The organism is Actinoplanes oblitus (assembly GCF_030252345.1).
Classification (GTDB): domain Bacteria; phylum Actinomycetota; class Actinomycetes; order Mycobacteriales; family Micromonosporaceae; genus Actinoplanes; species Actinoplanes oblitus.
Genome location: NZ_CP126980.1, coordinates 4,891,924 through 4,917,253, shown reverse-complemented (window position 1 = coordinate 4,917,253; position 25,330 = coordinate 4,891,924). Strand labels below are relative to the sequence as shown.

Annotated in this window: 22 protein-coding genes; 10 read left to right on the top strand and 12 right to left on the bottom strand. The window is 73.1% G+C overall.

Going from position 1 to position 25,330, the window contains the following annotated elements:
- Positions 1-198: 198 nt before the first annotated feature.
- Entirely contained in the window at positions 199-1,743 is a 1,545-nt protein-coding gene (locus Actob_RS21995; RefSeq protein WP_284913664.1) for an alpha-L-arabinofuranosidase B, read from the bottom strand.
- Positions 1,744-1,905: 162 nt separating this feature from the next.
- Complete coding sequence (locus Actob_RS21990; protein ID WP_328518383.1) at positions 1,906-2,841, bottom strand: RNA polymerase subunit sigma-70; 936 nt, start codon at positions 2,839-2,841, stop codon at positions 1,906-1,908.
- A gap of 93 nt (positions 2,842-2,934) precedes the next feature.
- Here Actob_RS21990 and Actob_RS21985 point away from each other — a divergent pair, with 93 nt between their 5' ends.
- A complete protein-coding gene (locus Actob_RS21985; protein WP_284913663.1) occupies positions 2,935-3,501 on the top strand; it encodes a dihydrofolate reductase family protein in 567 nt (188 codons plus the stop codon).
- A gap of 12 nt (positions 3,502-3,513) precedes the next feature.
- Here Actob_RS21985 and Actob_RS21980 read toward each other — a convergent pair whose 3' ends face one another.
- From Actob_RS21980 to Actob_RS21970, 3 genes are all read right to left on the bottom strand, one after another.
- A complete protein-coding gene (locus Actob_RS21980) occupies positions 3,514-5,781 on the bottom strand; it encodes a WD40 repeat domain-containing protein (RefSeq protein WP_284913662.1) in 2,268 nt (755 codons plus the stop codon).
- Positions 5,778-6,674, bottom strand: coding sequence for a hypothetical protein (locus tag Actob_RS21975; protein WP_284913661.1), 897 nt, complete (start codon positions 6,672-6,674; stop codon positions 5,778-5,780). The genes Actob_RS21980 and Actob_RS21975 overlap by 4 nt, the downstream gene beginning before the upstream one ends.
- Before the next feature lie 105 nt (positions 6,675-6,779).
- Positions 6,780-7,226 (bottom strand): SRPBCC family protein, encoded by a 447-nt coding sequence (locus tag Actob_RS21970; protein WP_284913660.1) that lies wholly within the window; start codon positions 7,224-7,226, stop codon positions 6,780-6,782.
- A 935-nt stretch (positions 7,227-8,161) separates the two neighbouring features.
- On the opposite strand from Actob_RS21970, the gene Actob_RS21965 reads away from it, so the two are divergent.
- The 3 genes from Actob_RS21965 to Actob_RS21955 all read left to right on the top strand — a co-directional run bounded on the left by Actob_RS21965 (position 8,162) and on the right by Actob_RS21955 (position 11,884).
- Entirely contained in the window at positions 8,162-9,403 is a 1,242-nt protein-coding gene (locus Actob_RS21965) for a L,D-transpeptidase (RefSeq protein ID WP_284913659.1), read from the top strand.
- Between the two features lie 77 nt (positions 9,404-9,480).
- The gene (locus tag Actob_RS21960; protein WP_284913658.1) at positions 9,481-11,067 is read left to right on the top strand and encodes a peptide chain release factor 3; all 1,587 of its coding nucleotides are present in this window, start codon (positions 9,481-9,483) and stop codon (positions 11,065-11,067) included.
- A gap of 544 nt (positions 11,068-11,611) precedes the next feature.
- Positions 11,612-11,884, top strand: coding sequence for a PadR family transcriptional regulator (locus tag Actob_RS21955; protein WP_284913657.1), 273 nt, complete (start codon positions 11,612-11,614; stop codon positions 11,882-11,884).
- A gap of 6 nt (positions 11,885-11,890) precedes the next feature.
- Here the strand turns inward: Actob_RS21955 and Actob_RS21950 are convergent, their stop codons facing one another.
- Positions 11,891-12,946 carry a multicopper oxidase family protein gene (locus Actob_RS21950; RefSeq protein ID WP_284913656.1) on the bottom strand — a complete coding sequence of 352 codons (1,056 nt, stop codon included), beginning with the start codon at positions 12,944-12,946 and terminating at the stop codon, positions 11,891-11,893.
- Between Actob_RS21950 and Actob_RS21945 the strand changes: the two genes are divergently transcribed.
- Positions 12,930-13,283 (top strand): MarR family winged helix-turn-helix transcriptional regulator, encoded by a 354-nt coding sequence (locus tag Actob_RS21945; protein WP_284913655.1) that lies wholly within the window; start codon positions 12,930-12,932, stop codon positions 13,281-13,283. The two genes, Actob_RS21950 and Actob_RS21945, sit on opposite strands and share 17 nt — an antisense overlap.
- Positions 13,284-13,372: 89 nt before the next feature.
- On the opposite strand, the gene Actob_RS21940 is transcribed toward Actob_RS21945, so the two are convergent.
- Positions 13,373-14,230, bottom strand: coding sequence for an oxidoreductase (locus Actob_RS21940; protein ID WP_284922197.1), 858 nt, complete (start codon positions 14,228-14,230; stop codon positions 13,373-13,375).
- A 70-nt stretch (positions 14,231-14,300) separates the two neighbouring features.
- Here Actob_RS21940 and Actob_RS21935 point away from each other — a divergent pair, with 70 nt between their 5' ends.
- On the top strand, positions 14,301-14,885 hold the full coding sequence (locus Actob_RS21935) for an acyl-CoA-like ligand-binding transcription factor (protein ID WP_284922364.1): 585 nt from the start codon (positions 14,301-14,303) through the stop codon (positions 14,883-14,885).
- Between the two features lie 88 nt (positions 14,886-14,973).
- On the opposite strand, the gene Actob_RS21930 is transcribed toward Actob_RS21935, so the two are convergent.
- The 3 genes from Actob_RS21930 to Actob_RS21920 are packed head-to-tail and all read right to left on the bottom strand — an operon-like array spanning position 14,974 to position 17,548.
- On the bottom strand, positions 14,974-15,351 hold the full coding sequence (locus Actob_RS21930) for an ATP-binding protein (RefSeq protein ID WP_284922196.1): 378 nt from the start codon (positions 15,349-15,351) through the stop codon (positions 14,974-14,976).
- Positions 15,351-17,213 carry a SpoIIE family protein phosphatase gene (locus tag Actob_RS21925; protein ID WP_284922195.1) on the bottom strand — a complete coding sequence of 621 codons (1,863 nt, stop codon included), beginning with the start codon at positions 17,211-17,213 and terminating at the stop codon, positions 15,351-15,353. The genes Actob_RS21930 and Actob_RS21925 overlap by 1 nt, the downstream gene beginning before the upstream one ends.
- Complete coding sequence (locus tag Actob_RS21920; RefSeq protein ID WP_284922194.1) at positions 17,213-17,548, bottom strand: STAS domain-containing protein; 336 nt, start codon at positions 17,546-17,548, stop codon at positions 17,213-17,215. Before Actob_RS21920 ends, Actob_RS21925 begins: the two co-directional genes overlap by 1 nt.
- A 168-nt stretch (positions 17,549-17,716) precedes the next feature.
- On the opposite strand from Actob_RS21920, the gene Actob_RS21915 reads away from it, so the two are divergent.
- The 3 genes from Actob_RS21915 to Actob_RS21905 are packed head-to-tail and all read left to right on the top strand — an operon-like array spanning position 17,717 to position 21,730.
- Positions 17,717-17,932, top strand: a complete 216-nt coding sequence (locus Actob_RS21915) for a DUF2795 domain-containing protein (RefSeq protein WP_284922193.1) — start codon at positions 17,717-17,719, stop codon at positions 17,930-17,932.
- Positions 17,933-17,946: 14 nt separating this feature from the next.
- Positions 17,947-19,221, top strand: a complete 1,275-nt coding sequence (locus Actob_RS21910; protein ID WP_284922192.1) for a M20/M25/M40 family metallo-hydrolase — start codon at positions 17,947-17,949, stop codon at positions 19,219-19,221.
- A 25-nt stretch (positions 19,222-19,246) separates the two neighbouring features.
- The gene (locus Actob_RS21905) at positions 19,247-21,730 is read left to right on the top strand and encodes a sensor histidine kinase (protein WP_284922191.1); all 2,484 of its coding nucleotides are present in this window, start codon (positions 19,247-19,249) and stop codon (positions 21,728-21,730) included.
- A 69-nt stretch (positions 21,731-21,799) separates the two neighbouring features.
- Here Actob_RS21905 and Actob_RS21900 read toward each other — a convergent pair whose 3' ends face one another.
- Together Actob_RS21900 and Actob_RS21895 are read right to left on the bottom strand one after the other, a co-directional pair.
- Positions 21,800-23,224, bottom strand: coding sequence for an aminotransferase class I/II-fold pyridoxal phosphate-dependent enzyme (locus Actob_RS21900; RefSeq protein WP_284922190.1), 1,425 nt, complete (start codon positions 23,222-23,224; stop codon positions 21,800-21,802).
- A gap of 105 nt (positions 23,225-23,329) precedes the next feature.
- Entirely contained in the window at positions 23,330-24,583 is a 1,254-nt protein-coding gene (locus Actob_RS21895) for a hypothetical protein (protein ID WP_284922189.1), read from the bottom strand.
- Positions 24,584-24,694: 111 nt separating this feature from the next.
- On the opposite strand from Actob_RS21895, the gene Actob_RS21890 reads away from it, so the two are divergent.
- Positions 24,695-25,327, top strand: a complete 633-nt coding sequence (locus tag Actob_RS21890; RefSeq protein ID WP_284922188.1) for a maleylpyruvate isomerase N-terminal domain-containing protein — start codon at positions 24,695-24,697, stop codon at positions 25,325-25,327.
- Positions 25,328-25,330 lie beyond the last annotated feature (3 nt).

The window sequence follows — 25,330 nt, the reverse complement described above, 5'->3', positions numbered from 1 at the left end:
TGGCGGGCGCGAGCGAAGTGGGCCGCCGCGCTCCCGTGTCGCGCGGCCGCTGGCAGGTGGGGGCGCCGCTCCGGCCAGGCGCTGGTGACCCGCGCTCCGGGCGTACCGGAATCGGGCAGGCGCGAGCAGCGGCGGGCCGGGCGGGATCAGCGGATCCCGCCCGGCCGCGGTCATGGTGATGGGGGTCGGCCCGGCGGGTCAGGACCAGCCGGCGCCGACGACCCAGCTGACGTCGTCGGCGAACAGGCCGGTGGCGTCGAAGGTGTGCACGCCGCCCTGGCTGGCGATGTAGCCGGCGTTGTTGTAGTGCCGAATGTACCGGGTCGGATAGTTGAACGAGCGCAGCGCGTTGCCCTGGCCGTTGAGGCCGGCCTGCGGGCAGAAAGTGGCGTCCTGCTTGAACTGGGTGCCGTTGTCGTTGGCGTTCAGGTAGAGCTGGAAGCCGCTGTGGCGCAGGTAGCTGCCGGGGGTGTCCTTCGACTCGAAGGAGACGCAGCCGCCGTTGGCCAGGCCGGACCGGACGACGAAGGTGGCCTGGCCCTTGAGGGTCGCGGAGCTGGCCGAGGAGACCACCTGGGTGGCCACGCTGGTGCCGGAGTGCGCGAGGTACCGGGTGGTGCAGCACGCCGTGGTGGCGCGCAGCGACACCGACGAGCCGACGGTGACGGCCGGGCCGCTGGTCAGCGAGGTGGTGGCGTAACCGGCGGCGGCGATGTTGGCCTGGACCGCGTTCTCCGTGGCGTCCGACGGGTAGCCGGAGGTCATCACGCCCTCGTAGAAGGTACCCTGCGCGCTGACACTGTTGTCCCCACCGATGCCGAGGATGATGGCGCCCTCTTTGTGCATCGGGTTGTAGCCGGACTTGTTCGGCCGGACCCCGCTGTAGAAGGTGGACAGGCCGCCGGACTGGGCGTTGCCGCCGCGGATCGCCCACCGGTTGGGGCCGCCCTTGATGGCGGCGGTCAGGAACCGGTGGGTGATGGTCGGGTCGCCGGCGTTGTTCCCCGGGTTGTAGCCACTGAAGAGACCGTTCTCCAGGTCGGCCATGATCCACGGGCCGCTGCCGGCGCCGCTGCCCCAGCCGGTGCTGTTGCCGAAGTAGATGGCCTCCATGTGGCCGTTGCCGGTGTCCAGGCTGTTGGTCTCGGCGTTGCCGTAGTCGAAGCAGCAGCCGCCGTTGAAGTGGGTGCCGTCGAAGATCGCGTACATGCCCTCGGGCTGGTCCCCGGTGGCGATGCCGTTGGTGTTGTTGTTGCGGTACCCGGTGCCCGGTGAGATCCAGACGCCGTACGCCTTCTTGCCGCCGACGGCGACCGGGGCGCCGGTGGCGCTGGCCAGATTGTCCTTGCCGCCCACGTCCGGCCCCTGGAAACCGCCGGGCGGCGCCTGGGTGAGGTGGTTGCCCCGGCCGGACTGGTCGTAGATGACGGTGATCAGGCAGGTGGTGTTCGCGCAGAAGCTGTCCTGGGCGGCGGCGTTGGCGACCCCGCCGGCGGTCAGCGGGGCGATGTTCGTGGTGGCCCCGTCGGAGTTGCGTCGCACCTGGTAGAGGGAGCCGGAGTAGGCGCCGTAGAGGGCGCGGGTGGTGCTGTGCGCGGCGACGCAGGGGGTGCCGCCGGAGGCGTAGATGTCGCACGGGCCGGTGCCGGCGGCGACCGACGGGGCGGCGTTGACCAGGATGCCGGCGAGCACGGCGCCGAGGACTGCGGCGCCGGAGACCAGCCTGCGGGTTCGGGATGGCATGGCGGGCTCTTTCTGTCGGGGACACAGCGTTGTGAGCGCTAACAACTGCGAGCGCGATCCGGTGTCACCGGATGGGGATGATGATGTGTTACCGCTCACAGGAGGTACGTCGCCGATTGAAACACTGCGGTAACACGACTGTCAACGCATCGACGAACACCATCACGCGCCGAGGGCGGCGGGCAGTCCGAACGACGCGAAGAGCGCCGGGTCGACGAAGGTCACACCGCGCCGGATCAGCCCGCCGGCCACCTCGAACACCTGCAGCGAGTGCGCCCGCCCGTCCGGGGCGTAGGCGGCCAGCGCCGGGCCCCCGTTGGCCGCCACCGGCAGCAGCCGCCAGCCCGGGCCGCGCATCGCGAACACCCGCTCGACGAACGCGCGGTAGTGCGCCCGCCCGAGCAGCCAGAGCGCCACCGGCGGCATCTCCAGCGCCACGTCGTCGGCGAGCAGCCGGGACAGCGCCGGCACGTCGGCCGCCTCGAACGCCACCAGGTAGCGCTCGACGACCGCCCGCTCCCCCGGATCGCCCGGCTCGCGCAGCTCGTCGAGCGCCGGAGCGGCGGCGCGCAGGGCGGCCCGGGCCCGCTGCAGGCCGCTGTTCACCGAGGCGACGCTGGTGTCGAGCACATCGGCGACCTCGGCGGCGGACAGCTGGAGCACCTCGCGCAGCACCAGCACGGCGCGTTGCCGGGCCGGCAGCAGTTGCAGGGCGGCGACCCAGGCCAGGCGCAGGCCGGCACGCTGCTGGGCGGCCTCGGCCGGGTCGCCGAGCCGGGCGTCCGGGAACGGCTGCAGCCAGGGCACGTCGAGGCTGGGGGTCAGCGGCGCCAGCGGGTCGCCGGGACCGCCGAGTCCGCTCGGCAACGGGCGCCGGGCGCGGCCCTCCAGGGCGGTCAGGCAGGCGTTCGTGGCGATCCGGTGCAGCCAGGTGCGCAGCGACGCCTTGCCGCTGTCGAACCGGTCGGCGGCCTTCCACGCCCGCAGCAGGGTCTCCTGGACCAGATCCTCGGCCTCCTGGAACGACCCGAGCATCCGGTAGCAGTGCGCGAGCAGGTCGCCGCGGAACGCCTCGTGTTGCTCGGGACTCGTCACCACGGGCGAAGCGTAGCGATGAGTTCGCGGGCGCGGCCCGGTATGTGGTCGGTGAGAGGCGGTCCGCCGGGCCGCCGAGGATGCCGGGAGCATGCCATGGGCGACATCATCGTCATTCAGTTCATCACCCTGGACGGGGTGGTCTCCGACCCCGACGGGCGCGGGGGCACCGGGCACGGCGGGTGGGCGTTCAAGTTCGGGTCGGGGCCGGTGGACGGCGACAAGTTCCGGCTGGGGTCGCGGCTGGCGGACGGCGTTCACCTGTACGGGCGGCGCACCTGGGAGGCGTTCGCCACGCTCTGGCCGGCTCGCGACGGCGAGTTCGCGGGGCTGATGAACGCCGCGGCCAAGCGGGTCGCCACCCGTACCGGGATCGACGCGGGCGCCTGGCCGAACTCGGCGGCGATCGACGGCGACCCGGTCGCCTGGGCGAAGGACGAGCGGCAGCGCCGGGACGTCGTGGTCATCGGCAGCCTGAGCGTGGTGCGGGCGCTCGCGGCCGCCGACCTGGTCGACGAGTACCGGCTGGTCACCTTCCCGGTGGTGGCCGGGGCGGGTGACCGGCTGTTCGACGGTGGTGGTGGCGGCGACTTCCGCTTCGTCACCATCGAACCGGGGTCCGGCGGGGTGACGGCGCTGACCGCGCTGCGCCGGGAGCGGTAGGCCCGAGGCGGCTCAGGGCGGGCAGGTGGGGCGGTACGCGACACCGGGCGCGAACTGTCCCCACTCCGGTCCGGACAGCCCGGTGCCGGCCAGGGCGCAGGCCCGCCGCACCGGGTCGGCCGCTGTCGCCGTCCAGCCGGCCAGGTCCCAGACCCGCAGCCCGCCGGAACTCTCCCCGCTGATCAGCGTCCGGCCGTCCGGGGTGAACGCGAGCGCCCACACGAAGTCGGCCGCGTTCACCCGGGAGGTGATCAGAGCCGGGTGCACCGGATCGGTCACCTCCCAGACGGCGACCATCCCGTCCGCACCGCCGGTCGCCAGGATCCGGCCGTCCGGGCTGAACCGCACCACCGTCACGTCCCGGTGATGGTTGATCAGGGTCCGGATCCGCAGGGGACGCCCGGGGTCGTGAATGTTCCACAACACGGCCGCGGCGTCGTCGCTCCCGGTTGCCAGCGTGCCGCCGTCCGGGCTGATCGCGACGCCGCCCACCCGGCCGGGCAGGGCGACCTCCGCCAGGCGGCGCGGCCGGCGCGGGTCCGCCACGTCCCAGAGCATCACCCGGCGGTCGTCGCCGGCGGTGACCAGGATCCGCCCGTCCGCGCTGAACGCGGCGCCGGCGACCGAGCCCGAGTGGCCGCGGACCGGCCCGAGCCGCGCCGGACGTGCCGGGTCGGTCAGGTCCCACAGGACCGGCGCGACACCGTCGGCGACGGCCAGGCACCGGCCGTCCCGGCTCAGTGCCAGCCAGGGCGTCCAGCCGTCGGCGGCCAGCGCGCTCAGGCGGCGTGGCCGGGAGCGGTCCGCGACGTCCCAGACGACAACGCCCTTGCCGCCGTCGCCGATCACCAGGGTGGTGCCGTCCGGGGTGAGCGCCAGGGGGAAGCGGTACTCGCTCCGGCGTACCGTCAAGGTTCCCGACCGCTGCGGGGGCAGGCCGGCCCGCAGCGTCCAGATTCCGGCGCCCTGCTCGACATCGCCGGCGTACAGTCCGCGCCCGTCGGGGGTGACGGCGAGGCTGGAGATCCCGCCGGTTTGCTGGGCGCTCGCCACCGGCGACTCCGCGGTGCCCGGTCCGGTGTCCCAGAGCATTGCCGTGCCGTCCGCGCCCCCGCTGACCAGGGTGTGCCCGTCCGGGCCGAACGCCAGCGCCTCGACCCGGGCGAGGTGGCCGGCCAGCACCGGCAGGGCGGCCGCCGTGCCGTCCGCGTTCCAGAGCCGCACCGTCTTGTCCAGGCCACCGGTGGCGATCCGCCGGCCGTCCGGGCTGAACGCGACGGCGGACAGCCCGTCCTGGTGGCCGCGGAGGGTGGCGACCGGACGGATCCGGCCGGCGGTGCCGGCGTCCCACACCTTCGCCGTCTCGTCGTAGCTCGCTGTCGCCAGCCGACGCCCGTCCGGGCTGAACGCCAGGGCGGTGACGGTCCGGGAGTGCGCCCGGACCCCGGCCGTACGGCGTGGCCGGCCCGAGTCGATCGTCCAGATCGTCAGGTCGCCGTCGCCACCGGCCGCGGCGATCCGGTGACCGTCCGGACTGTACGCCAGGGTGTCGGCGACCTCCGGCAGCCGGAACGCGACGGCCGGGCGGCGCGGGTCGGCGACGTCGCGGACCGTGACCGCGCCGTCGAGGGTCACGCTCGCCAGCTGCCTGCCGTCCGGGCTGAAGACCAGGCGGTGGACGGTGTCCCAGGCGTCGCTCCCGGCCGGGACGTGCCAGGTCGCCATCCGCACCGGGTGTCGCGGGTCCCGGACGTCCCACAGCAGCGTGGCGCCGTCCCCCGCGGAGGTCGCGAGCAGGTCACCGTCCGGGCGGTAGGCGAGGCCGGCGACGGCGGACCGATGACCGCGCAGGCTGGCGAGTTCGCGCGGACGGCCCGGCTCGGCGATGTCCCACAGCACCGTGGTGCCGTCGCGGGTGCCGGTGGCGACCACCACGGGGTCGTCGCCGAAGGCCACCGCCTCGACCCCGTCGTGCCGGACCGGGAGCAGGCCGGCGTACCGGGTGCCGGCCAGGGTGGCGAGCAGGCCGGCCCGGGTGGCCGGGGTGGCGGACAGCCGGACGGCGGCGATGCCCAGCCGCAGCGCCAGCGCCGGATTGCCGGCACGGCGCTGCTCGGCCTCCAGCAGCAGGGCGGACACCGCGACGTCCCGGCGCGCGGCGGCGGTGATCCGATGCTCCCGGCCCACGACGGCGGCCGGTACGGCGAGCACCGTCGCCACGGCCAGGGTGATCACCTCGCCCAGCAGCCACGGCCGCCACCGTCCGGCCGGGCGGATCACGACGGGATGTCCGGCCGGACCGTTCCGGCCGGGAGCCGGCTGAGCTGGAGCCCGTCGGTCCAGAGGAAGCGCTCGCCGTAGTCGCGCACCCAGGCCGAGGACCGCATCGGCCGGCCGCCGGCGAGGCGTACCGGCACGCTCTGGCGGCGCTGACCGGCCGACGCCGTGATCACCAGCTCCCACGTGCACGCCTGCCGCCGGGTGACCGCGTCCACGGTCACCACCTGGGGATCGGCTCGCCCGACGGTGAGGAACCGCTCGTCGAAGTACGGCCGGCGAGGCGCGCCCGACTCCTCGGTCACGGCCTGGTGATTCCCGGTGTCGATCTCGACGCTCATCCGCGCCGTCGCCACCACGCCCTGGCTCCCGGCAAAGATGATCGAGGCCCGCGGCGGGTCGGCGCACGCCAGCGTCCGCGCGGTGATGTCCTCCACCAGCACGGTGTCCTCGACCGTGGTGGTCAGCGCGATCCGGATCGGGGTGATGCTGGTCGCCGCGCCGTCGATCTGCTGGCCGAGCTTCGTGCCGCCCTCGGCGCGCGCCACCGCCACGATGTTCGCCCGCCACGCGGCCGGGTCGTCGAACTGCTGAACGAGCCGCCCCGCCCCGGCCGCGCTCACCGCCCGCGGCAGCGCCCAGACCTCGCCGGCGTCGTCGGCGAAGGCGTAGTCCGCGGTGACCACCAGGAGCGGGACGCGTGCCTGGGTACGGCGCCGGTCCGCGGCGTCGAGGCGCTGGACGGCCAGCGCGACCCCCGAGCCGACCACCGCGGTCACCACGATCCCGAGCAGCGCCAGGCCCTTCGCGGTCAGCCAGGAGCGCTTCGACGCGACGGTGCCCGGCGGCACCTCGGTGCGCCGCCGGGGCCGGTTCCGTCGCGCGCGCTTGGCCATCAGCGAATGTCTCCCCCGACGACGGTGCCACCCGGCCGGCCGGTCCGGCAATCATCCCGCCGACAGAACCGCCGGCGCCCGCCGGCCGGCGCGCTCCGTGGCGGGTCAGTGCCAGTCGCTGATCGGTACGTCGCCGGGTGCCGGGGCGCCGGTGCCGGTCTCCGCGAAAGCCTTGAGGCTGAGCAGGTAGGACGCCCACTTGGTGCTGCAGTGGCTCATGAACTCGACCGGCTCCTTCCAGCCCCGGTGCTCGAACAGCACGATGGTGTAGTCGCCGTCACGGCGCAGCCGCCAGTCGATGGTGGTGCCGATCCACTCCTCCGGGCCGTCGACGACCCGCCAGCTGACGTGCTCGGCCGGGCGGGTCTCGAGCACCTCCATGTCGAACCCGCCGACCGGCGGGAACCGGAACGCCAGCCGCCCACCGGCCGTGCCGCTGCCCGTGGTCTCCTCGGTCCACCAGCCGGCCAGGCCGTCGACGGTGGTGAGCGCCTCGTAGACCGTCTCCGGGGCGATGTCCTTGACGCCGATCCGGTGCAGGATGTCCGCCATCGTGATCCTCCTCGCTTCGCGCAACCTTTGGTTGCACAACACGGTAGCCACCGCGGCGGCGTAACGCAACCATTGGTTGCACTAGGTGGGGCTGGCGCCCGTCTCCGGGCCGGCCAGGTGCTGGGCGCCGTAGTGCAGGCGACAACCCGCAACACCGCGGTGACCGGTCCGGCCGCCACCACGTGACCGGCCCCTGCGTCGACTACGTCTGCGCCGAGGAAGACACCCGGCCTTCACCGTCCCGGTCCGCGCCGGCGCGACCGCGCCGCCCTCGGCGAGCACCTCCCCCGCGTCCTGCCCGGCGGCGTCCGGGTCGAGCCCCGCGCCGCCCTCCCGCTCGCGGTCATCACCTGGGACAACCCGTAGGACCGCGACAACGCCACCGGTCCGCCCTTCACCCGGCCGCCTCGGATTTCCGGTACGCGGTCAGCCTCCGCCGCGAAGGCACAACAGTCCTTTCCGGACCCGGAAGATTCGAGCCGCACGCTCCGGGCTCCGGAGGTGATCGCGTCGACGGCCATCCCTGGCAGCTAGCGTTCGAGCGAGTCGCGCGGCAGAACCGACCAGCCGCCGGAGAGCCGAGCCGGGGCGTCGCGGGAACCGGGGCGGCGTCCGATCAAGTTGCCGGTGCCGCCCAGGAGCAGAAGCGTATCCCCGGCGCTGGCACCGATCGCACAGCTCGCGAGCGGGGGTTCAGTGCGAAGCTGGTCGCCGACGGCCGGTGTGACGGCGATCTCCTCCGCGCGGGGCGTTTCGGTACGGCCCGGGCTCGTTACGGCCTACCGGCTCGAAACAAGATCTGTCAAGATGACTGCCTCAACAGCGGGACATTTAAAAATTGATCGACTCGACAGGCAACTTCTCGGGCCTCAGCCACGTCTTATGGTGTGCGGCGGCCGACGGCGCCGGCCGGGACCCCCTCGATTGCGAGAGTCATGATTCACCGACGTAAGGTCATCATCGGCACACTGGGTGCGGCCGCAGCCGCCACCGCCGCCGGGTGCTCCTCCCACAGCAAGGCGAGCTCCGGCGACGCCACCACGACGACCAACTGGGTCGAGCCGGTGGCCGAGTCCGCCACCCAGCCGCCCGCCGCGCCGGTCACCCTGACCGTGACGCCCGCGCACGGCACCAAAGAGGTCTCCCCGGTGAAACCGATCACCGTCGCCGCGTCCAACGGCACGCTGAAATCGGTCACCGTCACCAGCGGCAAGTCGAAGGTCGAGGGCTCGATGCAGTCCGACGGGTCGTGGAAATCGACCGAGGACCTGGACTACAGCAAGACCTACAAGGTGGTCGCGACGACCAGCGACAGCACCGGCACCACCGCCGCGCACACCTCGACGTTCACCACCATCAAGCCGGACGGCCTGGCGCGGGTGACGTTCCAGGCGAACGCCATGAACGCCATCAAGACCGGCCACACGTACGGTGCCGGTCAGCCGGTGATCGTCGCCTTCAGCCGTTCGGTCAACAAGAAGGCGGCCGAGCGAGCGATCGAGATCACCACGTCGCCGTCCGTCGAGGGCAAGTTCTACTGGGCCGACGACCGCACCGTGCACTGGCGCCCCGCGAAGTACTGGGCGAAAGGCACCACGATCAAGGTGAAGGTCAACGGCCTCGGCGTGAAGCTGGGCAAGAACGTGTACGGCAAGAACGCCGCCACCCACTTCACCATCGGCCGTCAGCTGATCGCGCTGGCCGACACCCGCACCCACATGACGAAGGTGTACATCGACGGCAAGCTGGTGCGGACCATGAAGAGCAGCTTCGGCAGGGGCGGCGGCGCCACCGGGTCGAAGGGGCAGAAGGTCAGCTTCTGGACGGCAGGCGGCCCGCACGTCGTGCTCTCCAAGGAGCGCAAGCACAGCATGAGCTCGGCAAGCTTCGGCATCACCGACCCGAAGGACCCTAACTACTACGACTCCCCCGACATCGAGTTCTGCACCCGGATCAGTTACTCGGGCGAGTTCCTGCACGCCGCCCCGTGGAACCCGCAGCTCGGCGAGGCGAACCGGTCGCACGGCTGCGTGAACCTGAGCACACACGACGCCAAGTGGGTGTACGACAACTTCATCCTCGGCGACGTGGTGGACGTGAAGCACAGCCCGCGCACCCTGGAGATCTGGAACGGTCTCGGGGACTGGACGGTGTCCTTCGACAAGTACGGCCGCTGATGATCGCTCCGGCCTGACGTTACAGTTGCTCCGGAAGATCCGCAGGTAGCGGATCCGCGGGGCGATGAGGGCGGAACGTGAGTCAGAGTGTGCTGGCGTCGGCGACGGGTGTGGCAGCGCAGGCGGGCAGGCGGCGGACGTTCGCGGTGATCTCGCACCCGGACGCCGGCAAGTCGACGATGACCGAGGCGCTGGCGCTGCACGCCCGGGTGATCGGGCAGGCCGGCGCGGTGCACGGCAAGGGTGACCGCAAGGGCGTGGTGTCCGACTGGATGGCCATGGAGCAGCAGCGCGGCATCTCGGTCACCTCGGCGGCGCTGCAGTTCTCCTACCGCGACGCGGTGATCAACCTGCTGGACACCCCCGGCCACGCCGACTTCTCCGAGGACACGTACCGGGTGCTGACCGCTGTGGACAGCGCGGTCATGCTGCTGGACGCGGCGAAGGGCCTGGAGCCGCAGACCCTGAAGCTGTTCGAGGTGTGCCGCCAGCGCAGCATCCCGGTGATCACGTTCATCAACAAGTGGGACCGGCCGGGCCTGGACCCACTCGCCCTGATGGACGAGATCGAGCAGCGCATCGGGTTGCGCCCGACGCCGCTGACCTGGCCGGTCGGCCCGGCCGGGCAGTTCCACGGCGTGATCGACCGGCGGACCGGCACGTTCATCCGGATGCAGCGCTCCCCCGGCGGCGCCGACCTGGCCATCGAGGAGGAGATGTCCGCCGACGAGGCCAAGACCCTTTTCGGTACGGACTGGGACACCTCCGTGGAGGAGCTGGACCTGCTGGCCCTGACCGGCGCCGACCACGACCAGGCGGGGTTCCTCGCCGCGACGACCACGCCGGTGCTGTTCGGCGCGGCGGTGGCGAACCTGGGCGTACGCCAGCTCCTGGATGTCCTGCTGGAGATGGCCCCGCCGCCGGCCGCCCGGCCCACCGACACCGGCGCCGAGCAGCCGGTCGACGCGAACTTCTCCGGCTTCGTCTTCAAGATCCAGGCGAACATGAACCGGGCACACCGCGACCAGGTCGCCTTCGTCCGGATCAACTCCGGCCGGTTCGAGCGCGGCATGATCGTCACCCACGGCGGCAGCGGCCGGCCGTTCACCACCAAGTACGCCCAGCAAATGTTCGGGCAGGACCGCGACACCATCGACGAGGCCTTCCCGGGCGACGTGGTCGGCCTGGTCAACGCGACCGCGCTGGCCATCGGCGACACGCTGTACGTCGGCAAGGCGGTGCGGTACCCGCAGCTGCCGTCGTTCCCGCCGGAGCACTTCGCCGTGGTCCGGACCACCGACACGTCGGCGTTCAAACGGTTCCGGCGCGGCATCGAGCAGCTCGACGCCGAGGGTGTCGTGCAGGTGCTGCGCTCCGACCAGCGCGGTGACCAGTCGCCGGTGCTGGCCGCGGTCGGGCCGATGCAGTTCGAGGTCGCGACGTTCCGCCTGGAGTCCGAGTTCGGCGTGAAGGTGCACGTCGATCACCTGCCGTACGAGACGACGGCCCGCACCGACGCCGCCGGCCGGGAGATCCTGCGCGGCGAGGCCGGTGTCGAGGTGATGACCCGGGTCCGCGACGACACGCTGCTGGCACTGTTCCCGAACAAGTGGCGGATGCGGTCGATCGCCGGCCGCCACCCCGAGCTGAACCTGGACGCCTGAGCCGGTCCGGCGCACGCCGCCCGGATCTCCACCCCGCCACCCAAGCCTCGCCGACCCCCGGGCTGGTCACGACGGTGGTGTCCGAGCCCGCGACACCACCACCAGCACCAGCCCCGAGAACCCGGCTGGCCGCCACGGTGGCATCCAAGCCCACGACACCACCACCAACACCAGCCCCGAGAACCCGGCTGGCCGCCACGGTGGCATCCAAGCCCACGACACCACCACCAACACCAGCCCCGAGAACCCGGCTGGCCGCCACGGTGGCATCCAAGCCCACGACACCACCACCAGCACCAGCCGCAAGAACCCGGCTGGCCGCCACGGTGGTGTCCGGGCCCGCGACACCACCACCAGCACCAGCCGCGAGAAGCTGGCTGGGCGGGACGGTGGCAGCTGGCGTCGGTCAGGCCTCCGCTACGACGTCCGAGGTTCGACGGTGCGCTCCGGCCCTCCCCGGAGGGTCGGTGCGGGCCGGTGCTTCTCCTGGCGGCAGGCACCACGCGGCCGGCGGGACGGTGCCCTGGGCGTACCGAAAAGTGCCTTGCCGCAGGCGCGGCTCGCGGGACCGCTCAGCGAGGGGCCGAAGTATGGGCTTCAGCTGCGGGAGGAGTTCGAGGCGCGGACCGGGGAGGTCTGGCCGCTCAACGTCGGGCAGGTCTATCAGACGCTGCAGCGGCTGGAGCGGGACGGGCTCGTCGAGTCCGATGAGGACGGCGAGGCGGGGCCGCGGAAGGGCTTCCGGATCACCGAGGCGGGGGCCGGTGAGCTGGCCGGCCGGGAGCCGGCGGCGCTCGCCCGCGAGCCGCTGGACTGACCCTCGTCAGGCGGTGACCCGGATGGTGGCCATCATCGCCATGTCCTCGTGTTCCAGGTTGTGGCAGTGCAGGACGTAGCGGCCCGGGTGGTCGTCGAAGCGGACCCGGACGCTGACCTCCTCGGCCGGGCGCAGGTCGATGGTGTCCTTCGGCCCGGCGTCGAACGGGCCGGGCCCGCCGAGCCCCCGCGAGATCACCTCGAACCGGCCGAGGTGCACGTGGACCGGGTGGTGAAAGTCCGACGTCAGCCGCCACACCTCGACCGCGCCCAGGCGGGGTGAGGCGATCGGCACGTCCGGGTCGAACGGGCGGCCGTTGACGGTCCAGCTGTCGCCGCCCCGCTGGAAGTGCAGCGACCGGGCGGCGGCAACCGGCCCGGCCAGCGTGGTCGCGGCGGCGAGCCGGTCCGGGATCCGGCTGGTGTCCTGGACCGTGGCGCCCACGTCGAACCGCATGACGCGGTCCGTCGCGCCGGAGCCGAAGTCGTTGCGCAGGGTGACCCGCTGCCCCTCCCGGTAGCCGGCGAAGTCGACGATCACGTCGTAGCGCTGGCCCGGGGCCAGCTCGATCGCGTCGTGCTCGACCGGGGCGGTGAGCAGGCCACCGTCGGTGCCGATCTGCACGAGCGGGCGCGGCGGGTCGAGCCGGAGCCGATAGCGGCGGGCGTTCGAGGCGTTGAGCAGGCGCAGCCGGTGCCGGGCCCGGGGCACCCGGGCGACCGGCCACGGCACACCGTTGACCAGCAGGACATCCCCGAGCACCCCGGCGTGGTGGTCGCCGGTGACGCCGGGGGCGCCGCGCAGGGACGGGTCGACGCTCGGGTAGCGGAACGAACCGTCGGCGTCGAAGGACCGGTCGGCGATCATCAGCGGCAGGTCGCGGGCACCGTCCGGCAGGCCGCGCTCGGTGGCGTCGCGGATCAGGTGGAAGCCGGCGAGACCCCGCCAGACCGCCGGACCGGTGAAGTCCATGCGGTGGTCGTGGTACCAGAGGGTGGCCGCCGGCTGCCGCATCGGATAGGTGTAGTCGCGGGACCCGACGGTCGTGTCGCCGCTGGCCATCGACGGACGGCTGTTCGGCGTGCTGTCGTCGGTCGGCCGGCGCGGGCCCTCCACGCAGGCGCAATTGACCGCCGAGCTGGGCGCGGACAAGTCGACGATGCTGCGCACGGTCGACGATCTGGAGCGGCGCGGACTGATCGAACGGCAGCCGGTGCCGGGTGACCGGCGAGCCCGGATGATCGCGCTGACGCCGGGCGGGCAGGAATGCCTGGCCGCGGCGCAGGCGGTGGCCCGGGAGGTGGCCGGGCGGCTCTTCGGTGAGATGGACCCGGCGCAGCTGACCGCGCTCCGCGACGGGTTGCGGAGCTTCGTGGAGACCGGCGAAGCGACGCCCTGACGCGGCTCGGACTCGTCCGGGACCCGTCGACGCGACGGACCGGGTCGCCGCCGGGGCGGCCTGGCCGCACGCCTGGACGAGGCCGGCCGCTAGACGCTCTCCATCGCGTATCGGACCCCGGTCAGCTGCTCGGACACCGTCCACAGGCGGGCGCCCAGCTCCGGGTCGCGGGCCTCGGCGGACGGCTCGACGAGCTTCGGCGCGCCACGCAGCTCGCCGGCCCCGGACGGGCCGTAGAACTCGCCGCCGCGCACCGGCTCACCGGCGGCGGCGTGCAGGATCGGCAGGGCGCCGCGCTCCGCGGGCTGCGCGATCAGCGGGGCGGTGATCCGCAACAGCAGCCGGTTGCCGCCGACCGTGCCGGCCTGCTGCAGGTTCGTCCGGCTGAAGCCCGGGTGGGCGAGCACGCTGCGGATCGGGCTGCCGGCCGCGGTCAGGCGGCGGTGCAGTTCCAGGCCGAAGGCGGCGTTGGCGAGCTTGGACTGGTTGTAGGCGGCCATCGGCTGGTACTCGCGGGCGCCGGTGAGGTCGTCGAAGCGGAGCTTGCCCTTCCGGTGCAGAGTCGACGAGACGGTGACGACGCGCGGCGCCCGGCCGGCCGCGAGCAGGTCGAGCAGCAGGCCGGTGAGCGCGAAGTGGCCCAGGTGGTTGACGCCGAACTGCAGCTCGTGGCCCTGCGCGGTGAGCGTGCGCGGCATGCCCATCACGCCGGCGTTGTTGATCAGCAGGTCCAGGTGGCGGTGGCCGGCGCGCAGCTCGGTGGCGAAGTCGTGCACCGAGTCCAGGTCGGCCAGGTCGAGGTGGCGGGCCTCGGCGCCGGGTAGCAGGCGGGCGGCGCGGTCCGGGTCACGGACCGCGGCGATGACCTGGTGGCCGCGGTCGAGGAGGGCGCGGGCGGTGGCCAGGCCGAGCCCGCTGGTGGTGCCGGTGATCAGCGATACCGTCATGCGCCACAGCATGCCTTTAGTGGCACTCGGTGTCAATCGAGGCGCGTAGTATCGTGGCGCGGTGACGAGCATGGCGGAACGCAAACGGCAGCTGGTGGCCGCCGAGATCACCGAGGTGGCACTGCAGCTCTGCGCGGTCAAGGGCTTCGACACCACGACGGTCGACGAGATCGTCGAGGCGGCCGGCATCTCCCGGCGCACGTTCTTCCGCTACTTCGCCTCCAAGGAGGACGTCGCCATCCAGCTGCTGGCCTCGCTCGGCGCCGACATGTGCGACGAGTTGCGGTCGCGGCCGGCCGGTGAGCCGCCGGCCACCGCGTTGCGCCACGCCGTCGGCATGGCCATCGACCACTGCGTCGACCAGCCGCTGAAATCGTTACGGGTCGTTCAACTGATTTTGCGTACGCCCGTCCTGCACGCCCGCATGCTGGAGCGGGAGGCGCAGTGGCGGGCCGCCCTGACCACCGAGCTGGCCGCCCGCCTGGGCCGCGACCCCGCCGTCGACCTGTTCCCCGAGATGGCGGCCGGGATGGCCCTCGCCGCGTTCGAGGCCGCGATGCACCACTGGAGCGCCAGCGACGGCGCCGCCGACCCGCACGAGCTCACCGACCGCGCGTTCGCCGTGATCGAACCGGCGCTCAACCGGTCAGCCTGACCGAGGGAGGCGCCGGGCCGCGGCGGCGCGGACCGGGAGGCCGGCATGCCACACGGGCGGGCGCGGAAGGCGTACCGAACAGTGGTTCTCAGCCGGGCATCGTGACGGTGACGCTGGTGCCGGTGGGGTCGCTGCTGATGTCGAGGGTGGCTGCGACATTCCGGACATACCACAACCCGCGGCCGTTGAGCGCCCGCGAGTCCGGCGGGGTGAGCTCGTGGCCGGGATCGGGGAAACCCGGGCCGCGGTCGGTGACCCGGCAGCGCAGCGCCGTGCCGGAATGGCCCAGATAGAGGTGGCCCGCTCCCCCGCCGTGCCGGATGGCGTTGGTGGCGAGTTCGTGGACGGCGGCCACGAAGCGGTAGAGGGCGAGGCCGTCGAGGCCCTGCGCGGTGCCGAAGCGCTCGACCTCGGTGCGCAGCGCCGGCAGGTCGGCCCGGGTGAAGTCGCGGGTGATCTCGGGCATCACGATCCGTCCGCGGTCCGGCGCAGCGCCAGGATGCAGGTGTCGTCCTGCGGGTTGGCACGTCGCAGCCGGGCCAGGATGTCGGTGAGCGGCTCGTCCGGCGCGCTGCCACCCAGCGCGCACAGCACCGGCGCGAAACCCTGCGTGATGCTCTTGCCACGGTCCTCGATCAACCCGTCGGTGTAGAGCAGCAGCAGGTCACCGGGGGCCAGCCGTACGCTCGTCGTCTCGTAGACCGGATCCGTGCGGGCGCCGAGCAGCATGCCGGTCGGGCGGTCGAGCGGCCGGGCCGCGCCGTCGCGGGCCAGCAGCGGCGGCGGATGGCCGGCCTGCGACCAGGTCAGTGTCGCCTCGGCCGGATCGAAGCGGGCGATCAGCGCGGTGGCCGTGTCGGCGTCCGGCCAGTCGGTGTAGAGCAGCCGGTTCAGGTGGCGCAGCAGCTCGGCGGGATCGGTGGTGCTGGTGACGCTCAGCGCGTCCACGGCGTGCCGCAGCCGGGCCATCGTGGTGGCCGCGCGGATCCCGTGCCCGGCGACGTCACCGATGGCCAGCAGGACCTTGCCGTCGCGGGTGGCGGCGGCGTGGAACCAGTCGCCGCCGACCTGGCTGGCCTGCTCGGCCGGCAGGTAGCGGACCGCCATCCGCAGGCCGGGCAGGTCCACCACGCCGGGCGGCAGCGGCAGGATCACCTGCTGCAGCTGCCCGGCCAGCTGGTGCTCGGCCTCCAGCGTCTCCCGCTGGCGGTGCAGCTGCTGCTCGACCTCGGCCAGCTTGGCCCGGCTGGTCTCCCGGGCGGTCACGTCCTGGGTGATGCCGTAGATCCGGACCGGCCGGCCCTCGACGTCGCGGACCGCGTCCACCACCGAGCGCAGGTGCTTGATCCGGCCGCCGATCCGGGCCCGGTACGTGATGTCGACGGTCTCGCCCCGCCCGAACGTGGCGGCCGCCTCCTGGTGGATCGCCTCGTCCTCGGGCAGCCGCAGCGCCTCGGCCTCCTCGTCGGTGAGCGGGCCCTCCTCCGGTTCCCGCTCGTAGATCCGGTACATCTCGTCGGACCAGACGGTACGGCCGGAGAGCAGGTCCCACTCGCCCCAGCCGAGGTTGCCCAGCCGCTCGGTCTGCGCGATCCGCTCGCCCATCCGCTGCTGCTCGTCCGGGCGGAGCCAGCTGTGCAGCAGGCCCGGCCCGATCGGGTGCACCCGGACCACGAGGCTGATCGCGAACGGCGCCGGCCCGTCCCCGCCCTCGTAGGTGATCGGACCGACCTCGCGGGCCACGCCGTCGGCCAGGGTGTCCGCCCAGGCCTGCCAGATCGGGCCGCCGGCGACGCCGGGATAGATCTCGGAGACCCGGCCGCCGACGATCGTGTCGCCGTGGCGGCCGGACAGGTCGACCGCCGCGGGGCTGACCGCGACGATGTCGTAGTCGGTGATCGTGCCGTCCGGCCGGCGGACCGGCAGCAGCACCGTGTGATTGCCGGGCAGGGCGGCCAGCACCTGCCGCAACGAGCCCGCCCACTGCTGGCCGGTCGGGTGGGCCGCCGGTTTCCGCGGCGCGGCGCGGGCGGCGGGCGACGGACGCCGCAGGGCCTTCTCGACAGCGGTGCGGACCGTCTGCCGGGTGGTGGGTGGCCGGCTCTCCAGCGCGGCCAGCAGGTCCTGGGCGACCTCGGCCGGGGCGCGGCCCCGCTCGGCGGCGATCTGCCGCAGCTGGGCCTGCGCCTCGTCGACCCGGCAGCCGACCCGGCCGGCGAGCAGCCCGGCGGCGCGTTCCACCAGGACCATCGGGTCCGGCCGGGCGCGCGCGACGGCATCGTCGATCTCGGCGAGCCGTTGCAGGTACTCCCGGGGTGCGCCGCTCATCAGCCCAGCCAGCTCGGCGGCGCGTCGGGCGCGCCGAGCAGCTCGGCCAGGCCGGCCAGGTACAGCTGGTCACGCACCTTCTCCGGCGGGTGCAGCAGCCGCAGCTGCCCGGCGCGCTGCTCGGCCAGGTGCAGCAGGCGCACCAGCACCGCGATCCCGGAGGAGTCCAGGAAGGTCACCGCGGCCAGGTCGACCTCGATGTCCGGACCGGCGGCGTCCGCGGCGCCCGCCCGGATGGTCCGGATGACGTCAGCGGAATTGGTGAAGTCGATGTCGCCGCGCAGCGCCACGACCAGGTTACCCTCGGCGTCCGCGGTGGTGTTCACCCACTCCATCCGCCACCTCCTCAACCGACCCATTCTCGCAGCCGAAGCGCGCGCGGAACACCACTCGTTCGCGGGAGAGCGCGCACCGCGGAACAACCGGCGCAGGCTCGCCCGGCCGGTGCCGCGACTCGGTGCCAACGCGCGGTTAACCAGGCTCGGGACGGGTACCTGCCGGGCATGACTGAGCTAGCGTTCACCGACGTACAGGAAATGCTCGAGGATCTTGATTTTCCGGCGGACAAGGACGCGATCGTCGCTCACGCGGAGCGGAACGGCGGGTCCACGGACTCGGCCGCGGTGCGGGCGCTGCGGGCGATGCCGCCGGCCACCTACCGCAACATCTCGGAGATCCGCAGCTCGGTCGGCCTCGCGCCGGACGAGATGCCGGACTGAGCACGATGCCGACGATGCGCATCGGCGTCGACCTGCGCGCCGCTGTCGACAGGACGATGCCCGGGGTGCGCGCCGACCTGGAACGGCTGGTCAGCATCCCGGGGATCGCCTTCGACGGCTTCGACCACGCGGAGGTCGACCGGTCCGCCACGGCCGTCGCCGACCTGCTGGCCGGCTGCGGCCTGCGCGTGCGCATCGTCCGGGCCGGCGGCCGGCCCGCGGTGATCGGGCACCGGCCGGCACCGCCCGGCGCACCGACGGTGCTGCTCTACGCCCACCACGACGTGCAGCCGGCGGGTGACCTGACGCTGTGGGACAGCGATCCGTTCCAGCCGGTCGAGCGCGACGGCCGCCTCTACGGCCGGGGCGCCGCCGACGACAAGGCCGGCGTGCTGCTGCACGTGGCGGCGCTGCGGGCCTGGGGCGACGACCTGCCGGTCGGCGTCACGGTGTTCATCGAGGGCGAGGAGGAGTACGGCTCCGGTTCGCTGGAGCGGATCCTCGACGAGCACGCCGAGACGCTGCGCTCCGACGTGATAGTGGTGGCCGACTCCGACAACTGGGACACCGGCTGGCCGGCTTTCACCACGTCGCTGCGCGGGCAGCTCAGTTGCCTCGTCGAGGTGCGGTCCGCGGACCCGCTCACCGTGCTGGTCCGCCTGCTGGCCACGCTGCACGACGAGGCCGGCGAGGTCGCGGTGGCCGGCCTGGTGGCCCGGGAGACCGCCACCGTCGACTACCCGGAGGAGCGGCTACGGCGCGAGGCCGGCGTGCTCGACGGCGTCCGGCTGGTCGGCCGGGGCCGGATCGCCGACCGGCTCTGGGCCAAGCCGTCGCTCACGGTGCTCGGCATCGACCGGGACCGGCCGCGCCGGGCGACGGCCAAGGTCAGCTTGCGGCTCGCTCCGGGGGACAATCCGCTCCTGGCGTACGACGCGGTCCGCACCCACCTGCACGGCCACCTGCCGGGCGGCGCCGCCCTCACGGTGACCCTGGAGAGCGGGACCGCCCCGAGCGTCGTGGCGACGAGCGGGCCGGCGTACGACGCCGCGCGCGCCGCCTGGACCGCCGCCTGGGACGGGACCGCCCCGGCCGACATCGGGATCGGCGGCTCGATCCCGTGCGTCGCCGCCTTTCAGCGCCGGTTCCCGGAGGCGGTGATGCTGGTGCCGGGCATCGAGGACCCGTACTGCGCGGCACACGGGCCGAACGAGAGCCTGCACCTGACCGACTTCGCCCGTACCTGCCTGGCCGAGGCATTGCTGCTCGGCAATCTTGCGTCACTCTGAGGGGAACGAGGTCGTTGCCTCGCTCATGGCGGCATTCGACGAAACGACACTGAACGACCCCGGGCGGCTGGCCGCGGTGGCCGGGGCCCGGCGGTCACTACCGGCCGCGCCGCTGCCGCTGAACGCCATCGCCCGGCTGGCCGCCCGGCTGCTGAACGCGCCGATGGCGGCGGTCACCCTGGTCGACGATCTGGAGGAACACTTCGCCGGATCCCACGAGCTGCCGCCGGCGCTCATCGACACCGGGCGGGCACCCCTCTCCGTGTCGGTGTGCAAGTACATCGTCAGCCGGAACGAGCCGATGCTCCAGCCCGACCTGCTCGTCGCCGACTTCCCCGAGCTGCGGCGCCATCCGCTGGCACAGCGGTTCGGCGTGCGCTCGTTCGCCGGCGTGCCGCTGCGGGACCGTACCGATCAGGCGATCGGCTCGCTGACGGTGTTCGACACCGTGGCCCGGCAGTGGACCGCCGGCGACACCACGATCCTCGGTGAGATCGCCGAGCTGCTGCGGCCCACCGCCGTCGCCGTGGCCCGACCGGGCGAGCTCACCAGCCTGGACAGCGCCGCGCTGCTGGACAGCGTGCAGGAGGCGTTCCTGGCGATCGACACGGACGGCGTCGTGGTCGGCTTCAACCATGCCGCCCACCGCCTGCTCGGCTACACCGCCGAGCAGGTGTGCGGCCGGCGCCTGGACGACACCCTGCGGCCAGGCTACGACGACCAGCCGATCAGCGCCGCCCTCGGCCGGCTCTTCGAGGCCGCCCCGCGCCGGCCCGTGCCGCGCGATCTGACGATGCGGCACGCCGACGGCCACCGCCTGCCGGTACGCGCCGCGCTGTCCGTGGTCCGCGGCGCATCCGGCGCCCTGGCCTGCATGTTCCTCACCGATCTGACCGACCAGAACGCCGCCGAGGAACTCGCCGACCGGCACAGCAGCTTCCTGACCGCGCTGCTGAACAGCCTGTCGGTGGGGGTGGCCGCCTGCGACGAGACCGGCCGGGTCGTGGTGCTCAACCGGGCGCTGCGCGCCGTTCGCGGCTGGGACGACACCTACGAGATCCCGGCCGACTATCCGGCCACCCTGAACGACATGCTGCGCTACGCGGACATGACGCCGATGACGTGGGAACAGACCCCGCTGATGCGCGCCTTCCGCGGTGAATACGTCGTCGACGTGGACGTCCTCACCGTCGTACCGGGTCACCGGATCCGCCGGTTCGCCACCACCGCCCAGCCGATCACCGGCACCGACGGTTCCCGGCTGGGCGCCGTCGCGGTCGCCCACGAGGTCACCGCGCTGCATCGCGCCGAACGGTTCCGGGAGTGCCACAAGCAGGTCGAGCACGCGCTGCGCACCGCCGAATCGGCGGCCGCCGCCACGCCGGAGATCCTGCGCGCGGTGGCCGAGGCGCTCGGCTGGCCGTGCGCCGAGTTGTTCCTCGTCGACGACACCACCGAGCTGCTGCGCTCGGCCGGGCACTTCTGCGCGACCGAGACTCCCGACGACGGGTTCTTCGGCCACATGCCGGTGCGCGGGCAGGGCATCACCGGCCGGGTCTGGCGCACCGGTGAGCCGCTGTGGGTCCCGGACATCGGCGAGTACCTGCAGAATCCGACTCCCTACGAACGGGACCGGATCCGGATCTGCCGCGACCGTGGCATCCGCACCGTGCTCGCCGTCCCGGTCCGCGACGGCGGCACCCTGCTCGGCGTGCTCACCTGTTACGCCGACAGCCCGGAGTTCCACGAGGACCTGCTGACCGTGCTGCTGGACGGCGTCGCCGCGCAGATCGGCGTCTACGTGGCGTTGCGCCGGGCCGAACAGTACGCCCGCCAGCTCGGCCGGTCCCAGGACGACTTCATCGCGCTGGTCGGCCACGAGATGCGTACCCCGCTGACCTCGATCGCCGCCAACGCCGGGCTGCTCGTCGAGGACGGCGCCGCCTTCGACCCGGACCACCGGTACATGCTCGAAGTGATCAGCCGGAACACGTCGGCCCTGCAGCAGATCGTGGAAACCCTGCTGGATCTCGCCGGGCTCGACTCGGGCCGCGCCGCACTGACCATGCGTCGCGTCGACCTGGCGCGGCTCGTCGCCGACTCGGTCGAGACGGCCCGCCCGACCACCGCCCCGACGATCACCACCGAACTCCCGGAGCAGTTGCTCGTCGACGGCGACGCCGGCCGGCTGCGGCAGGTCGTCGACGATCTGCTCGCCAACGCCGCCGCGTACAGCCCGGCCGACGGGGACATCCACGTGGTGCTGCGTCCCGGCGACGACACCGTCGAGCTGAGCATCGCCGACACCGGGATCGGGATCCCGGCGACCGAACACGACCGGGTCTTCGACCGGTTCTTCCGCGGCAGCAACGTGCGCCACCAGGGCATCCCCGGCAGCGGACTGGGGCTCAGCCTGGCACACGCCATCGTCCGGCGTCACCACGGGACGATCGCGCTCGACGACAACCAGCCCACCGGCACCGTCGTGCGGGTCAAGCTCCCCCGCTAGCCCCCTTCCAAGATCAAAACCCGATGGGGGTACGCCCGTCCGCGCCGTTCCCGGGGGTCTCCCCCCGGGTCAGGCTCGCACCACGCGGAAGGTCGACAGCTCCGGGTCGGCGGCGTCCGGTAGCACCATGCCGGCCGCCAGTCCGGCCCGCAGGTACTCGACCACCTCCGCGTTGAACCGCTCACCGGGCAGGATGGCCGGCACCCCCGGCGGATAGGGGCTGATCATCTCAGCGCTGATCCGCCCGACCGGGTCGGCGACCTGCTCGGTCTCGGCGAAGAACGCCTCCCGCGGGTTCATCGCCTGCTCCAGGTCGAAATCCTCCATCGCGGGGATGTGCGGGCCGGGGCGGTCCGGCCGCGGCGGCTTGGCGGCGAGCTCCTCCAGCGCCCCGGTGAGCCGCTCGAACGCGGCCTCGTCGTCGGCGTAGGTGAGCGAGCAGACCACCCGGCGCGCGTCGCCGAGCTGCACGGTCAGCCGCTTCTCCGTCTGCAGCCACTCCTTGGCCTGGTAACCGGTGATGCCCAGCCCGGACACGTCCACGCTGAGCTTGAGCGGATCCCACTCGGCGACGCCGTCCTCGTCCATGATCGAGGCGTCCATCACGCTCAGCCCGGGCACCCGGGACAGCCTGGTCCGGAGCCGGCCGGCACGGTCCAGTGCCGCGTCGAGGAGCCGCCGGCCGTGCCCGACCATGTGCCGGCGGAACCCGTCGATCGAGCCGTAGAACAGCGCCGACGGGCTGGTCGTGGTGATCAGGTCGAGCCGCAGCCGCAGGTCCACCGGGTCCACCAGATCCCCGCCGACCTGGATCATCGACGCCTGGCAGAGACCGCCACCGGCCTTGTGCAGGCTCTGCACCACCAGGTCGGCGCCGGCCCGCACGGCCGCGGTCGGCAGCCCGTCGTGGAACGCGAAGTGCGCGCCCCACGCCTCGTCGACCAGCAACGGGAGGCCGCGCTCGTGGCACACGTCGGCGATGCCGCGCACGTCGGCGCCGCAGCCGTACTCGGTCGGGGTGATCACCAGGACCGCGCTGATGTCCGGGTCCGCGGCGAGCGCGGCCTCGACGTCGCCGACGGTGGCCGGGTGGGCGATCTGCCGCCGGTGATCCCAGCGCGGGCGCAGCCAGATCGGCTCGGCACCGGCCATGATCAGTGAGGCCACCACCGACTTGTGCACGTTCCGGTCGGCGAGGATCTTCTTGCCCGGCCCGATCAGCGTGAGCATCGCGGTGTGCATGGAGATGCTGGAACCGCAGGTCGTGAAGATCACGTCGCGGGCGCCGACCGCCTCGGCGAACAGCTTCTCGGCGTCGCCGACCACCTGCTTCGCGGTGATCACGTCGGCGGCGAACGCGCCGCGCGACAGCACCGCCGCGGTCCGCTCGTCGATACCCTTGCCGAGCCGGTGCCCCGGCAGCGCGAACGTGTAATCGCCCTCGTCCCGATACTGCTCGATCGCGTCGAGAACCGGTGTCGTGTCCTGGTCCATGACCTGCGAGTACCACCGGTACGGCGGGCGAAACGCGCACCGGCGGGTATCCACGCGGACGTGGCCGGTCGGCCCGGACACGTCCGCACCGGCGGCCGGCCGAGATCAGTCCCAGGCGATCGTCTCGACGCCGGGGAGTTCGGCGACGGCGCTGCGGTCCTCGCGGGCCAGGATCTCCAGCAGGGTGGTGGCCTCCCGGACGCTCACCAGGCGGCCCCGGGACTGCTTCGTGGCGGGGTCCGGGGTCTCCAGCCAGAGCCGGCCGGCCTCGGTGCACTCCACCTGGATCACCGCGTCCGACCGGGACGTGAAGACCGCCCAGTTGCCCGGCGCCCGCAGGATGTGGTGGTCGAGCCGGGCTACGCAGCTGTCCAGGGCCTCCATCCGTGGCAGGGCCGCCCAGCCGTGGTCCCGTGTCTGGTAGCGCATCTCCAGCACGTCGAGCTCCGGGGTGCCCGGCGCGACAGTGGCCAAGCCGGCCGGCTGCGCACCACCGTCCCGGTCCGCGCCGTCCTCGCGCCTCTCTGACTCCCTCCATTCCTCTCGCCCCTCGAGCACCTCGGGCTTTCTTGGCACCTCCGGCGCCTCTGGCACCTCGCGCTCCTCGCCGAGGAAGATCGGGCTCAGACGCGCCCACAATTCGTGCCGGGGCAGGTCGACCGGCGTGGTCGTGCCGTCCGGGAAGGTGAGCGTGCCGACGCCGCGGTCCCACTCGCGCCGCAGAACCAGCACGTGGCCGCCCATGCTCCGGATCTCGACGCGCACCCCGGCCGGCCCGTCCGGCGCGACCCGGGTCAGCATCCGCTCGGCCTGCCACGGGTGGAACTTCGCCGACCGCCGCATCATGCCGCCCGGCCAGTCGTCGAGCAGCCGCGCGTCGGCCCGCGGCGCCGGGTGCCGATGCCAGTCGTCGAGGTGGTGCACCAGGCCGGTGCCGCGGGACGAGATCGCCGTGTGGAAGTCCGCCTCCGCCTCGCCCGGCCGGATCTCGCTGTGGTGCACGGCCACCACTGTCACCGTACGGGTGTCCAGCTCCGGGTCGAGCCCCGAGTCGCCGGCGGGTCCCAGCGCGACCGCCCGGTCCAGCCGCAGCCCGGGCACGTCGATGGCGACCGGCTCGACAGTGCCGCTCGCGACCGCCGGCACGTCCAGCAACGCCAGCGCCACGTCCTCGCGGAACGAGTCAGCGCCGGCCCGCAGCACCGTGACCCGCCCGTCGAGCACCCGGTGGACGGTGGTGACCACCCCGCCCGGCAGCCGCACCGTGTCGACGAGCACCTCGTGCCGCCCGATCCTGCCCGGCGTCTGCTCGCGCCGCCGCGCCCGGCGGATCCGCTCGGCGATCTCCTCATCGGTCATCCGCCTATTTGATCAAGACGGTCGCGCACGGACCCCACCCGGTTTCGCTTCAGTCGCCCAGCCGGGTTCTTCCCGTTGAGTACCGGCCGGGCCGTCCCCAGACTGGTGTCCGTGAGCGTCAGAGAGGTCTACCTGGAGTCGGCCGAGGTGGTCACCGCGTTCCTGGCCCAGCCGGCCGTGGCGGAACGCTGGGACGCCCCGAGCTCGCTGGCGCGACTACGCGTCGGCGGCCTGACCGCCCACCTGGCCGGCCAGGTCACCCAGGTGCCACCGGTGCTGGACGCGCCAGTGGTCGACGAACACATTCGGCTGGCCGAGCACTTCGCCAGGTCGACCTGGATCGACAGCGGCCTCGACAGCGACGTCAACGTCTACATCCGCTGCTCGGCCGAGGAGGCGGCGACCGCCGGAGCAGCGGCCGTGACCGAAGCGGCCACCACCGCCCTGGCCGCCCTGCGCCGCCGGCTGCCCGCCGAACCACCCGACCGCGTCATCCAGCTGCCGTGGGGCCCGTGGTCCCTCTCCCTGGACGACTTCCTCGTGACCCGCCTGCTGGAACTCGCCGTCCACTGCGACGACCTGGCCACCAGCATCGGCGCCGACACTCCTCCGTTCCCGCCGTCCTGGTTCGACCCGGTGATCAGCGTCCTCTGCCACCTGGCCGCCCGCCGCCACGGCCAGCCCGCCCTGATCCGAGCCCTCAGCCGAGCCGAACGAGCCCCGGCCTCCATCGCCGGCCTCTGACCG